Consider the following 13,379-nt stretch of genomic DNA (forward strand, 5'->3'; position numbering starts at 1 on the left):
TTCAGTCGGGCGTTTGTTGGGTGGCTTGATTGCCGCGTATCACCTCGACACCGGTGCGGCGCGCGGGGCCACCTTGGGCGACTTTTTTGGGCGCCTGGACGAAGGCCAGTTGGGTGAATTGGTAGAGGTCGCGGTTAGCGCTTTGCAGCTTGCCCGGTGCATCGCTCTCACCGGCCCAGTAGTGGCTCAGCAAGCGTTCATCGGCGCTGCGCACCGCCAGGCGCAAGGTGCCGGCCTGGGTCGCCAGCATCAGTTGGCTCAGCAGTTGTTCGGGCACCGCCAGCACCACGGTGCGAGAGGGCGCGTGCCGTTGGGCTTTTTCTTCGGCGGTCATTGCCGGCGGTGAAGCGGGAACGCCGTCGTTGGTCAGGCCCATTTGATCGCCGACGCTGAGCAGGCGCATGGCGGGGATCACCACTTGGGCGGATTGTTCGACGTTGGCGACGTCCTGGCGCAGGTACAGCAGCACGTCCACATAGTCGCCAGGGCTCAACTGGCCGGCAGCGCCAATCACTTCATCCACGGCCACCGCCAGCGCGCGTTCGTTTGGGCGAATCATCCGTGCCAGTGGGCCACCGGGGCTGAAGCTTTCGTCGTTGAGCCAGGTGCCGGCCTGCAGGGCGCGCCACGGTGTGCGGCCGATGGCCTGGTCCACGCTGGTCATGCTTCCAGCGGGCGCCGTGCGCAGTTTTTCGATGCTCAGGTCGGCGGCGGTCAAGGCAATAAAGGGCGGGACATCGTGGGCCAGTACCACCACCGATTGGCGGGTCTGGTCCTCGACCACGGCGACGGCTTTTTCGACGGGTGCGGTTGGCGGCGGTGGCGGCGCCGGGGCAGGTTCGCGGCTGAGCACCAACCCCCAGTAACCGGCAAACAGCGCACCGACCAAAAGCACACCGGCCAGTACCATGCTCAGACGCGTGTTCATGACGGCTCTCCTTTTCCTGTTGGACTAAAACCCGTCGATCCGAACAGGCTAATTCCGCAACCTGGCTGCTATGAACAGTGACTAACTATTTCGCTATTTGAAGGTAGTTCAGCTAGGACAAAATGCCATTACTGACAGAAAGATTTCTTCGCAGCGAGCCTGGATAGCCTTGAAAACAAGGGATTCAGGCGCCAGCAAAATGACCACTACTTTGTGATTAATCAGTTCTTACAGTTGTGAGGGTGGGGTTTGTTGACAATGCTCAGGTGGCACATGGCAATTACTGTGCAGCACCGAGCTAGGGCGCCCAGCCGCCATAGGAGACGTATTATGATCCTTGATCTGTTGATGAAAGTTCACGTCCAACTTCAGTCGCTTTTTCACCGCAAGGACGGTGCGACCGCGATTGAGTACCTCATTCTCGTGGCGATTGTTGCGTTGGTGATATTGGCAGCCGGGACTACTCTCGGGCCGCAGATCACCGCCTTCTTTACCAGGATTGGGGCCGCGATTTCCCCGGCTGCTACAGGTGGTTGAGTTTCAGGCAGTATGCTGTGAGTACAGCCGTCACTGATTGGCAACGCCAGGTCGTACCCATGAACGCTGCCGCTAAACCTTATCGCCAGCAGATCCTGTTGGTGGACGACGAAGAAGATGCCCTCGTAGAACTGGCGGAGTCGCTGGAGAACGAGGGCTTCGTTTGTTTTACCGCGAACTCCGTGACTTTCGCTTTGCAGGAGCTGACCCTGCACCCTGACATTGCCCTGGTCATCACTGACCTGCGCATGCCGGAGGAAAGTGGCATCTCCCTGATCAAGCGCCTGCGCGAACACACCGATCGCCAACACCTGCCGGTGATCGTGATGTCCGGCCATGCCGAGATGGATGATGTGAGCGACATGCTGCGCTTGCAGGTGCTGGATCTGTTTCGCAAGCCCATTTATCTGGTGCGGTTGATTGATACGCTTAACAGTCTTTTTCCTCTGCAGAAATCTCGCCCGTAGCAGAGAGTTGGGTTAATACAATTGTGTGGGAGCAGGCAAGCCAGCTCCCACTTTTTGATTGCGCAGACTCACAACTGATAACTGAAACTCAAGGTATACCGCGGCCGCCGGTTAAAGCTGTCCAGGGCGATGTCCGACATCGGCTTGGCCGCTTCCAGGGCGATGTTGTAGTACTTGTTATCGCCAAAGCGCAAGCCCACGGCCGCCGAGGACATGTCGTTGCCTTTGACCGGCAGCTCGTTGAACCAGGTCTTGGCGCGGTCAAGCACCACATAGGGTTGCAGGATCTTCACCCAGTCGCCCGCGCGGTTGAAGCTGTAGTTGACCTCGTACGCCACGCCCCAGCCCTTGTCGCCCGAAGCTTGATCATCGGGGTAGCCACGGCCGAAGTTCTGCCCGCCGAAGGTGGCGCGCTCGCTGTCGGGCAATGTGGCGTCGCTCCAGTAGAACGCACCCGAAAGCACGCCTTGCCAGTTGTCGAAGAACTTGTCGCTCTGCACCCCGGAGAGGCGCAGGCGGAAGAAGTCCAGATCAGGTTTTGCCGTGCCCAGGTCGCTGTGAGCTCTGGCCCCCAGGCCGTTGATGCCTTGGTACAGGCCGGCGCTGACGATGCGCAATTGACGGGTGTCGGACTTGCGCCAGTCGCCCTCGAACGCAAGGGCGCGCAGGTCGCTTTCGATGTCGAAACGGTTGGGGTAGCCCACCAGTTGATAGCGCGTGGTCTGGTCCACGGCATACAGGCGTGTGGCCAGGGTCAGCGATTCATTGGGTGAGGCAATCAGCGGGTGGCTGAGGCCGATGGTGTAGCGGTCGATTGACTGGTGTGGCTTGAGTTCGAAGCCACCGTCCAGCTGGATATTGCTGCTGGGGTCGGCGCGATAACGCTCGGCACCCAGTATCAACTGGCTGCCCTCGGCATTGATGAACTGGCTGTAGCCCACGCGGTAGTAATGTTCTTTGTCGTCGCCCGGCGGGAACAGGCCGCTGACGTAGAGTTGCTCACCCATGGACGTCTGTGAATTGCTGGTGGCGGTGAGCAACGCTTGGGTGCCGTTACGGTTGTTGTCGACCAGGCTCATGCTGGTGGTAAACGGCTTGCGCGAGGCCTCGATCTTCATGTGCGTGGCGCCATCGGTGGTGCCCGGCGGCGGCACTTGGGCCTGCAGGGTCACGCCGGGGATACGCCCCATCAGCGTGGTATAGCGCTCGAACGTCTTGCGCGTGAGCGGGCGCTCGGCCAGCAGTTTGTTAGCCAGCTTGTCGACGTAGGCCGAGACTGAACCGATGTCGCCGCTTTGCTCGTAATCCTTGATGTAACCCTCCACCAATACCACGCGCACCAGGCCGTTTTCGAAGGTCTGTTGCGGCAGGAACGCGTAGGACAGCAGGTAGCCGTCCTGCTGGTAGCGACGCGTGATCGTGCGGGTGGCTTCGATCAGTTGCGCAAGGTTGGTTTCACGGCCAATCAACGGCGCGTAGGCCTTGGCCGTTTCGTCCAGCGGGTAGATCGTACCGCCCTCGATCTGCAGCTTGCGGATGGTGACTTTGGTGTCCATCAGCAACGGCTGTTTCTGGGTGGCGGGCGCTTGCGGCAACTGGGTCTGGGGTGTGCTCGGCCGATAAGCGTCGGCGGGGAGGTTGGGCACCGGCAGGTTGCGGATGGTGTCGTTGCTGTTGAGGAAGCTGGGAAGGGTCTCGGCCTGAACGTAGGCACTGAGGGTGAGCAATAACAACGGCGTCAACACGCGCATAGGACACTCCATGGTCAAACTGCAGCAGCGTTTCGGGCCCGCCGGGTTCTGGGACGCGGTTCGGGAGGGCGAGGTTTTTTAGACAAGACCGGCCCATAAAAAAGACGAGAGACTTATAAGGGTCTCTCGTCTCAACCAAGCGTAGGCGCTGTAGGGGAGGCCGTCTAATCGGCCAGGTGCAATTTATTTTTTGCCGGTAAGGCCATTCAGTAAACCGCCCAGACCGCCGCTTGTGCCCGTGGTTGTGGTGCCACTGCCCGATGTGCTGGCGCCGGTGCCGCCGGTGAGGCCGCCGAGCAAACCACCGCTGCTGCCACTGGTGCCACCGGTGACCAAACCACCTACCGAGCCTACGGTGTTGCCGACTGTGGTGACGGTGGTGCCTACCGCGTTGGTGACTGGGTTGGCATTGGCGGCGGTCAGGTTAGTGCCGAGACTGCTCACTGCACCGCCGACTTGGGTTACCAGGCCGTTGACTGGCGCGCCGACGCCTGTGGTGGTGCCGACGTTTTGGGTCAGGGTGGCCACACCGGACGTTACTGGGTTGAGCGCCGCGCCGACGTTAGTGGCCAAGCCTGCGACCGGCGCCGTGGCGGCGGTGTTGGCGACGCCAGTGCCGCCGATAACGGTGCCGAGCGAGGCGACTGTGTTGCCCACTGCGCCACCGGTGACACCGGCAGCACTCACAGTGCCGTTGGTGTTGCCGGCATTCAGGCCGTTACCCACGTTGGCCACTAGGCCGCCGACCAACTCCGGTATACCGGGCGCTGCGGCGCCGCTGGCTGGAGCCACATAGCCGCCGGATTTATCGAGTGTGCCGCCTACGCCCGTCAGGGCGCTGCCGACGATGGTGGTCACAGGGTTGCCCGTACCGCCAGCACTGGCGACTTGAGTGCCCAGGCCGGTGACGGTGCTGCCGACTTTATCCAGCAGCCCATTCACAGGAGTGCCCAGGCCGGTTGCCTTGCCGAGGTTGCCGGTGGTGTTTTCCACCAGCGACACCACAGGCACCAGTATTTTGCCGCCCACTGTGTTAGTCAACGAACCCAATGGGCCAGTGGTGCTGGCCGTGCTGACGGTATCGCCGAGCATGGTAACGGCCTGGCCGACTTTATCCACGACACCTCCTACCGTGCCGCCCACGCCACCGGTCAAGCCGCCCACCACGGGCACGCCGCCAAGGGTGGTCGACAGCGATTTCCCGGTGGTCGACAGACCAGTGCCCAGGTCGGCGACGCCATTACCGACACCTGCGACAGTGATGCCCAGGGAGTTGCTGTTAGTGCCCAGCGAACCAAGGCCGCTGGTGACGCCAGTGCCGATGCTGGTGACTGCAGTGCCGGTCGCCGTGACCAGGCCGCCGGCTGTTGTGCCGACGATAGGCACATTGTTCAAGGTCGAACCCAGGTCACCGACTGCTGCGCCTACGTTACCGACAGTGCCGCCCAGGGTGCCGGCAATCTGGCCGGTAACCAGAGGTGTAGTGGTCGAACCTGTGCCACCGCCGGTTCCGCCACCTGTGCCACCGCCAGTACCACCGCCAGTACCACCGCCAGTACCACCGCCAGTACCACCACCAGTTCCGCCACCGGTGCCACCGCCAGTACCACCACCGGTTCCGCCACCGGTGCCACCGCCAGTACCACCACCGGTTCCGCCACCTGTACCGCCGCCAGTGCCACCACCGGCTCCGCCATCAGTACCGCCGCCAGTGCCACCACCGGTTCCGCCACCTGTGCCGCCGCCAGTACCCCCGCCGGTTCCGCCATCTGTGCCGCCACCAGTACCACCGCCGGTTCCACCACCAGCGCCGCTACCTGCACCTGCATCAGGCGAAGAGGCCGCCACACTGCTGTGATGCCCGCCACCACCGCTGCTGCAGCCACCGAGGCTCATCGCCATGACCAGGGCCAGCGCGGTACTTGCTTTCCAAAGCACTACTTGAGTTTTCATGATTGAGTTCCCTTGCACCTGTACAACCTTGGTTGTTTTCAAACGCTCGCTATTTCTTGGGATAGCGATACGTTTGTCCGTGTTGTCATCACAGACCCGGGCACTCTTTCGCGCAACGCTCAACTTGGTATTAACGATTTATATACACCAGGCAGTGGTCGGCTTAATGACTAATACCAAGGGTGTAATCGAGAGATGTATCAAGATATTTATACTTTATAATTCATGGGTTTGAATAAAAAAACGGACGCCGAGGCGTCCGCTATAACTTAGGGTGTATATATACAATTAATGTGCATGTTTCCGGCGATGGGCCGCCACTTGCCAAGCATATGTTGAATATCGCCAGTGCCCTTCAACTGCAACTCTCCGCTCGAGCCTGCGGCACTGCTGAGCAATATCACTTCACTGGGCAGGCGTACCGGTTTTTTGAACTCGACTTCTATTTCTACATTGGCGGCAGGCAAATGTTCATTCAGCGCGGCCAATGTTCGCGCGGTATTCCACAGCCCATGGGCGATAGCCTGGGGAAAGCCGAACAGCTTGGCCGTCAGCGCGCTCAAGTGGATCGGGTTGTAGTCGCCGGATACCCGCGCATAGTGGCGACCGATATCGGCGGGCGCCTTCCAGCGCGCGACTTCGCTGACAGTGCCGCAGATGGATAAAGGCGCCTCTTGCGCTTCGCCGTCCAGCTTCACGCCTCGACACAACATGCGGCTGTCGGCTTCCCACAACAGCCCCAGCGCGTCCTCCACCTTCGTCACAATGTCAAAGGTCGCCCCCTTGGCGTGGGGCTGCAGATTGTGTGCGTATACGCCGACTATCAGATTGTTCACGCCGCCCAATGGCCGGTGGATGCGGATACGATTGCTCAGGTGAATCAGCCCCAACAGCGGAAAGGGAAAATGTTTGTCGGTGAGCAATTGCATCTGCAAACCGAACGCCAGGATATGCGGATAAGTACCCGGCAGCACCGGGCTGTCGGCAAACCCGCAGACCTTGCGATAGGCCGCGACGTGCTCAGGGTTCACGCGTACATGGCAGCGCAATCCGCCATCAGGCAAGGTGCTGCCGCTGATCTTGCGCTTGAGCGCCGCGCGCCAATACAGCGGCAACAGAAACGGGGTGCTGTCCAATGTCTGCCACTGCATAGTCACGCTCCCAGCAGGCTTTGCCCACACACCCGCAGCGCCTGGCCGCTGACGGCCCCGGAGCCCGGCTGGCCGAGCCAGGCGACGGCTTCTGCCACGTCTTGCGGCAAACCACCCTGGCCCAAAGAACTCATGCGCCGCCCGGCTTCACGCAGGGCGAAGGGAATGTGTGCGGTCATCTGGGTTTCGATAAAACCCGGCGCGACCGCGTTGATGCTGATGCCGCGCTCGCCCAGCAGGGGCGCCCAGGCCTGGGCCAGCCCAATCAGCCCGGCCTTGCTCGCGGCGTAGTTGGTTTGCCCGCGATTACCGGCAATCCCGCTGATCGACGCCAGCAGCACCACGCGGCCGTTGTCGTGCAGGGTGCCGCTGTCGAGCAGCGCCTTGGTCAACACTTGCGGCGCATTGAGATTGACCGCCAATACCGCGTCCCAGTATTCCGGGGTCATGTTGGCGAGGGTTTTATCGCGGGTGATGCCGGCGTTGTGCACCACGATATCGATACCGTCCGGCAGGTGTTCGATCAACTGTGTGGCCGCGTCTTCGGCGCAGATATCCAGCACCACGGTGCGCGCGCCTAATCGAGCGGCGAGGGCTTCGAGATCGGCCTTGGCCTGGGGCACATCCAGCACGATCACTTCGGCGCCGTCGCGCGCCAGGGTTTCGGCAATGGACGCACCGATACCGCGAGCCGCGCCGGTGACCAGCGCCTTGCGCCCAGCCAGTGGCCGCGTCCAGTCTTCAACCGGGGTGGCGCAGGCTTGCAGGCGAATGACCTGGCCAGAGATGTACGCACTTTTCGGCGACAGGAAGAAACGCAGCGCACCTTCCAGCTGATCCTCGGCACCGTCGCCCACATACAACAGTTGCAGCACGCCGCCGCTGCGCAGTTCCTTGGCCAGTGAGCGGCTGAACCCTTCGAGGGCGCGTTGGGCACTGGCGGCGAACGGATCGCTGAGGCTTTCCGGCGCGCGTCCCAGAATCACCACGTGCGCGCTGTGATCGAGATTTTTCAGCAAGGGCTGAAAGAATTCGCGCAGTTGCTTGAGCTGGTCGGTGTGCTGCAAGTCGCTGGCGTCGAACACCACGGCCTTGAGCCTGGGGCCGTGGCCCGGGATCCAGGTCGACGACTCGGCGCCGTAGGTGTAAATCGCGTCGGTCAGTTTGTGCGCAAACTCCTGCACCTTGGCGGTCAGCGCCCCACCGCCCAGCAGCAGTGCACCCTCTACCGGGCGCAGGCGTCCGGCCTGCCAGCGTTCCAGGCGTACCGGTGACGGCAGGCCAATGGCGGCGACCAGGCGATGGCCGAGGCTTGAGTTGGCGAAGTCGATATAACGGTCAGACATGGAACGCTCTCCGAGTGCTGGGGTTCAAACGGTGGACCATCAATAGGTGAAAGTCGTTCGATTGAGCCTAGGCTAGGCTTGATGATTCCACTCACAACCTTCAGGGAGCTTTCCATGACTCAATTGCGCCGTGTAGCGATCATTGGCGGTAACCGCATCCCCTTCGCCCGTTCCAATGGCCCATATGCCACGGCGAGTAACCAGGCGATGCTCACCGCTGCCCTCGAAGGCTTGATCGAGCGCTACAACCTGCACGGCCTGCGCATCGGTGAGGTGGCGGCCGGTGCGGTGCTCAAGCATTCGCGCGACTTCAACCTTACCCGCGAATGCGTGCTGGGCTCGCGCCTGTCGCCGCAAACCCCGGCCTATGACATTCAGCAGGCGTGCGGCACCGGGCTGGAAGCGGCGTTGCTGGTGGCCAACAAGATTGCCCTGGGCCAGATCGAGTGTGGGATTGCCGGCGGCGTCGACACCACCTCCGATGCGCCGATTGGTGTGAATGAAGGGCTGCGCAAAATTTTGCTGCAAGCCAACCGCAGCAAATCCATGGCGGATAAATTAAAAGTCCTGTTACAACTTCGTCCCCATCACCTTAAGCCGCAGCTGCCGCGCAATGGCGAGCCGCGCACCGGCCTCTCCATGGGCCAGCATTGCGAACTGATGGCGCAGACCTGGCAGATCCCGCGCGCCGAGCAGGATCAACTGGCGTTGGAAAGCCATCAGAAAATGGCCGCGTCCTACGCCGAAGGCTGGCACAACGATTTGCTCACCCCGTTTCTGGGCCTCACCCGCGACAACAACCTGCGCCCCGACCTTACCCTGGAAAAACTCGCCAGCCTTAAACCGGCGTTCGAGCGCAGTGAAAAGGGCACGCTCACTGCCGGTAACTCCACGCCACTCACCGACGGCGCCTCCTTGGTGCTGCTGGGCAGTGAAGCCTGGGCCAAGGAGCGCGGCTTGCCGATTCTGGCTTACTTGCGCGATGGCGAAGCGGCGGCGGTAGATTTCGTCAACGGCGCCGAAGGCCTGCTCATGGCGCCGGTCTACGCGGTGCCACGCTTGCTGGCGAGAAATGGCCTGACGCTGCAGGATTTTGACTACTACGAGATTCACGAGGCTTTTGCTGCCCAGGTTTTGTGCACACTCAAGGCCTGGGAAGACCCGGAATATTGCAAGAGCCGCCTGGGGCTGGATGCGCCGCTGGGCGCCATTGACCGCAGCCGGCTCAACGTCAAAGGCAGTTCATTGGCGGCCGGGCACCCGTTTGCCGCCACGGGCGGGCGCATCGTCGCCAACCTGGCCAAACTGTTGGACGCGGCGGGCGAGGGCCGAGGGCTGATTTCGATCTGCGCCGCCGGCGGTCAGGGTGTGACGGCGATCATTGAACGCTGATTGCCGACTAAATTGGCATATTGAGTGCATTCTTCAGTGGTCAGAGGTCGGTAGCCCCTCCCACCGGCGCGCCGATTGCCGTATAACGAGTGCCATACGCGTATTTGGTAATAAAGGACCCACAATAAAAGCTGATGAAGACTCCTAAACGCATTGAACCCCTGATCGAAGACGGTCTGGTCGACGAAGTGCTGCGCCCTCTCATGAGCGGTAAAGAAGCAGCTGTTTATGTGGTGCGCTGCGGCAATGAATTGCGTTGCGCCAAGGTTTACAAGGAGGCGAATAAACGAAGTTTTCGTCAGGCATCCGAATACCAGGAAGGCCGTAAGGTTCGTAACAGCCGTCAGGCCCGGGCCATGGCCAAAGGCTCCAAGTTCGGCAAGAAAGAAACCGAAGACGCTTGGCAGAACGCTGAAGTGGCGGCGTTGTTCCGCCTCGCCGGTGCGGGCGTTCGCGTGCCTCAGCCGTTCGACTTCCTGGAAGGCGTACTGCTGATGGAACTGGTGGCTGACGAGTACGGCGATGCAGCGCCGCGTCTTAACGACGTCACGCTGGAGCCGGACCAGGCGCGCGAATACCACGCCTTCCTGATTTCCCAGATCGTGCTGATGCTGTGTACCGGCCTGGTGCACGGTGACCTGTCCGAGTTCAACGTACTGCTCACGCCAACCGGCCCGGTGATCATCGACCTGCCCCAGGCAGTGGATGCGGCGGGCAACAACCACGCGTTCAGCATGCTGGAGCGGGATGTGGGCAACATGGCTTCCTACTTCGGGCGTTTTGCCCCGGAGTTGAAGAAGACCAAGTACGCCAAGGAAATGTGGGCGCTGTACGAAGCCGGCACCTTGCACCCGGCCAGCGTGTTGACCGGCGAGTTTGACGAGCCTGAAGAGCTGGCGGACGTGGGCGGTGTGATCCGCGAAATCGAAGCGGCGCGGCTGGATGAAGAGCGCAAGCAAGCGGTTCGGGCGGCGGATGACGCGCCACCGAGCAAGACCGCGGAAGAACCGCCGCCGCCTTGGATGCAGTGATCTTCAATTAGAAGACGATCAAAATGTGGGAACTGGCTTGTGTGGGAGCTGGCTTGCCTGCGATGCAGACACCTCGGTATGTCAGTTACACCGCGGTGATGCTATCGCAGGCAAGCCAGCTCCCACATGATCCAGCTCCCACATTTGATTTGTGCAGAATTAATCAAGCGCAACAGCTGCCCGATGCCAACTCCTTGAGAATCGGGCAATCCGGCCGATGGTCACCCTGGCAGTGTTCCACCAGATCCTGCAAGGTATCGCGCAATTGCCCCAGTTCCAGAATCTTCTGGTTCAGTTCCTCGATATGCTGGCGCGCCAGGGCTTTTACGTCGGCGCTGGCCCGCTGACGGTCTTGCCACAAGGTCAGCAGCTTGCCGACCTCCTCCAGTGAAAACCCCAGATCCCGCGAGCGTTTGATAAACGCCAACGTGTGCAAGTCATCGCTGCCATACACGCGGTAGCCGCTGTCGGTACGATGCGCGGCTTTGAGCAGGCCGATGGATTCGTAGTAGCGAATCATCTTGGCGCTCAGCCCGCTCTGGCGGGCGGCCTGGCCGATGTTCATGGGCGTTGATCCTCGTAGTCCTTGGGTTTCCAGGTTTTTAACAGTAACGCATTACTCACCACGCTGACGCTGGACAAGGCCATGGCCGCACCCGCCAATACCGGGTTGAGCAGGCCGAATGCCGCCAGGGGAATGCCGATCAAGTTATACACAAAGGCCCAGAACAGGTTCTGGCGGATTTTCGCGTAGGTCTTGCGGCTGATCTCCAGCGCGGCCGGCACCAGGCGCGGGTCGCCGCGCATCAACGTGATACCGGCGGCATGCATGGCCACATCGGTGCCGCCGCCCATGGCGATGCCGATGTCGGCGGCGGCCAGGGCCGGAGCGTCGTTGATGCCATCACCGACCATGGCGACGACGCCGGTCTTTTTCAACTCGGCCACGGTGGCGGCCTTGTCGGCCGGCAGCACTTCGGCGTGTACATCATCGATGTCCAGTGCCTCGGCCACCACGCGGGCGCTGCCGCGATTGTCGCCAGTGAGCAAATGGCTGCTGATGTGTTGAGCCTTGAGTTGTTCCACGGCGTCCAATGCGCCGGGCTTGAGGGTGTCGCCAAACGCAAACAGCCCCAACACACGTGGGTGTGCCCCTTGTTCAATCAACCACGACAAGGTGCGGCCTTCGGCTTCCCAGGTTTTGGCAGACTCGGCCAGATCACCTGCGCTCAAGCCGTTCTCTTCGAGCATGCGGCGGTTGCCCAAGGCCAGTTGCCGGCCATCGAGCGTACCGGCAATGCCACGGCCGGTCAGGGACTGACTGGCACTCACGTCTGCCACATTCAGCCCTTTTTCGCTGCACGCATCCAGCACGGCCTTGGCCAGTGGGTGCTCGCTGCCGCGTTGCAAGGCGCCGGCCTGTTGCAGCAAGAGGTCTTCATTGCCGTCCAGCGCCGCCAAGTGCGCAATTTTTGGCGCGCCGGAGGTCAGCGTGCCGGTCTTGTCGAACACCACCGCGCTGACGGCATGGGCGCGCTCCAGTGCTTCGGCGTCCTTGATCAGGATGCCGTAGCGTGCGGCAACGCCGGTGCCGGCCATGATTGCGGTCGGCGTGGCCAGGCCCAGGGCGCATGGGCAAGCGATCACCAGGACCGCGACGGCATTGATGATCGCCGTTTCCAGCGAGGCGCCGTACCACCACCAGCCCACCAGCGTAGCCAAGGCCAGCACCAGCACGGCTGGCACAAAGACCTGGCTGACCTTATCCACCAGTTTCTGAATCGGCGCTTTGGCGGCCTGGGCGTCTTCCACCAGGCGGATGATCCGCGCCAGCACGCTCTCTGCGCCCAGCGCCTGGGTGCGGACCAGCAAACGGCCTTCGCCATTGATGGCGCCGCCGGTGACCTTATCGCCCGGCTGTTTCGGCACGGGCAGGCTCTCGCCGCTGATCAAGGCCTCGTCGGCATGGCTTTGGCCGTCCACCACTTCGCCGTCCACCGGGAAGCGCTCGCCGGGTTTGACCAGCACCAGCTCGTCGAGCTTTAACGCAGTGATGGCGACGTCTTCTTCACGGCCTTCAACCACGCGAATCGCGCGTTCCGGGCGCAGGGCTTCGAGGGCGCGGATGGCGCTGGCGGTCTGGCGCTTGGCGCTGCTTTCGAGGTATTTGCCCAGCAACACCAGGGCGATCACCACGGCTGACGCTTCGAAATACAGGTGCGGCATAGTGCCCACGGGCGCGGTGAGCCATTCATAAATGCTCAGGCCATAACCGGCGCTGGTGCCGATGGCCACCAGCAGGTCCATATTGCCAGCACCGGCGCGCACGGCTTTCCAGGCCGCTCTGTAGAAGCGCGCGCCCAAGATGAATTGCACGGGAGTGGCCAACGCGAATTGCACCCAGGCCGGGAGCATCCAGTGCAGGCCGAACGGCTCCACCAGCATCGGCAGCACCAATGGCAGCGCCAACGCGATGGCTAACAACAACGACCAGCGCTCGTGGTGCAGACGCTGGGCCTGTTTAGCGTCGGTGACAGTCTCGCTTTGCGGCAGGGTGGCGGTGTAGCCGGCCTTGTCGACGGCGGCGATCAACACGCCGGGGTCCATCTGGCCCAGCACTTCGACGTGGGCACGTTCGTTGGCCAGGTTGACGCTGACGCTCTGCACCCCCGGCACCTTGCCCAGCGCGCGCTCGACACGCCCGGCGCAGCTGGCGCAGGTCATGCCGCTGATGGGCAGGTCAAAGGTGGTGGATCCATTCATGGGGCAGTCCTCCAGAGAAGTTGCCCCCAGCATCAACCTTGACCTGTGGGGAAGGTCAAG

At 61.9% G+C, this 13,379-nt stretch carries 11 protein-coding genes; 4 read left to right on the forward strand and 7 right to left on the reverse strand.

Annotated features, from left to right (window positions below):
• Window position 1: 1 nt before the first annotated feature.
• A complete protein-coding gene (gene cpaB, locus AOA59_RS14575; protein ID WP_099488030.1) occupies window positions 2-928 on the reverse strand; it encodes a Flp pilus assembly protein CpaB in 927 nt (308 codons plus the stop codon).
• 330 nt (window positions 929-1,258) lie between these two features.
• On the opposite strand from cpaB, the gene AOA59_RS14580 reads away from it, so the two are divergent.
• Together AOA59_RS14580 and AOA59_RS14585 are read left to right on the forward strand one after the other, a co-directional pair.
• Window positions 1,259-1,465 carry a Flp family type IVb pilin gene (locus AOA59_RS14580; protein WP_056860433.1) on the forward strand — a complete coding sequence of 69 codons (207 nt, stop codon included), beginning with the start codon at window positions 1,259-1,261 and terminating at the stop codon, window positions 1,463-1,465.
• Between the two features lie 59 nt (window positions 1,466-1,524).
• The gene (locus tag AOA59_RS14585) at window positions 1,525-1,932 is read left to right on the forward strand and encodes a response regulator (protein WP_099488031.1); all 408 of its coding nucleotides are present in this window, start codon (window positions 1,525-1,527) and stop codon (window positions 1,930-1,932) included.
• Window positions 1,933-2,000: 68 nt separating this feature from the next.
• Here the strand turns inward: AOA59_RS14585 and AOA59_RS14590 are convergent, their stop codons facing one another.
• From AOA59_RS14590 to AOA59_RS14610, 4 genes are all read right to left on the reverse strand, one after another.
• Window positions 2,001-3,683 (reverse strand): ShlB/FhaC/HecB family hemolysin secretion/activation protein, encoded by a 1,683-nt coding sequence (locus tag AOA59_RS14590; protein WP_099488033.1) that lies wholly within the window; start codon window positions 3,681-3,683, stop codon window positions 2,001-2,003.
• 183 nt (window positions 3,684-3,866) lie between these two features.
• Entirely contained in the window at window positions 3,867-5,636 is a 1,770-nt protein-coding gene (locus AOA59_RS14595) for a collagen-like triple helix repeat-containing protein (protein ID WP_256593056.1), read from the reverse strand.
• Between the two features lie 269 nt (window positions 5,637-5,905).
• Window positions 5,906-6,787, reverse strand: a complete 882-nt coding sequence (locus AOA59_RS14605) for a MaoC/PaaZ C-terminal domain-containing protein (protein WP_099488035.1) — start codon at window positions 6,785-6,787, stop codon at window positions 5,906-5,908.
• A gap of 2 nt (window positions 6,788-6,789) precedes the next feature.
• Complete coding sequence (locus tag AOA59_RS14610; RefSeq protein WP_099488036.1) at window positions 6,790-8,133, reverse strand: 3-oxoacyl-ACP reductase; 1,344 nt, start codon at window positions 8,131-8,133, stop codon at window positions 6,790-6,792.
• Window positions 8,134-8,247: 114 nt separating this feature from the next.
• Here AOA59_RS14610 and AOA59_RS14615 point away from each other — a divergent pair, with 114 nt between their 5' ends.
• Together AOA59_RS14615 and AOA59_RS14620 are read left to right on the forward strand one after the other, a co-directional pair.
• Window positions 8,248-9,525, forward strand: a complete 1,278-nt coding sequence (locus tag AOA59_RS14615) for an acetyl-CoA C-acetyltransferase (protein ID WP_069786909.1) — start codon at window positions 8,248-8,250, stop codon at window positions 9,523-9,525.
• Between the two features lie 134 nt (window positions 9,526-9,659).
• On the forward strand, window positions 9,660-10,556 hold the full coding sequence (locus AOA59_RS14620; protein ID WP_017134705.1) for a PA4780 family RIO1-like protein kinase: 897 nt from the start codon (window positions 9,660-9,662) through the stop codon (window positions 10,554-10,556).
• A 163-nt stretch (window positions 10,557-10,719) separates the two neighbouring features.
• Here AOA59_RS14620 and cueR read toward each other — a convergent pair whose 3' ends face one another.
• Window positions 10,720-11,121 carry a Cu(I)-responsive transcriptional regulator gene (gene cueR / locus AOA59_RS14625; RefSeq protein WP_017134706.1) on the reverse strand — a complete coding sequence of 134 codons (402 nt, stop codon included), beginning with the start codon at window positions 11,119-11,121 and terminating at the stop codon, window positions 10,720-10,722.
• A complete protein-coding gene (locus AOA59_RS14630; protein ID WP_099488038.1) occupies window positions 11,118-13,319 on the reverse strand; it encodes a cation-translocating P-type ATPase in 2,202 nt (733 codons plus the stop codon). Before AOA59_RS14630 ends, cueR begins: the two co-directional genes overlap by 4 nt.
• Between the last annotated feature and the right edge of the window lie 60 nt (window positions 13,320-13,379).

The organism is Pseudomonas sp. 2822-15, from assembly GCF_002742515.1.
In the GTDB taxonomy this organism is placed as follows: domain Bacteria; phylum Pseudomonadota; class Gammaproteobacteria; order Pseudomonadales; family Pseudomonadaceae; genus Aquipseudomonas; species Aquipseudomonas salomonii.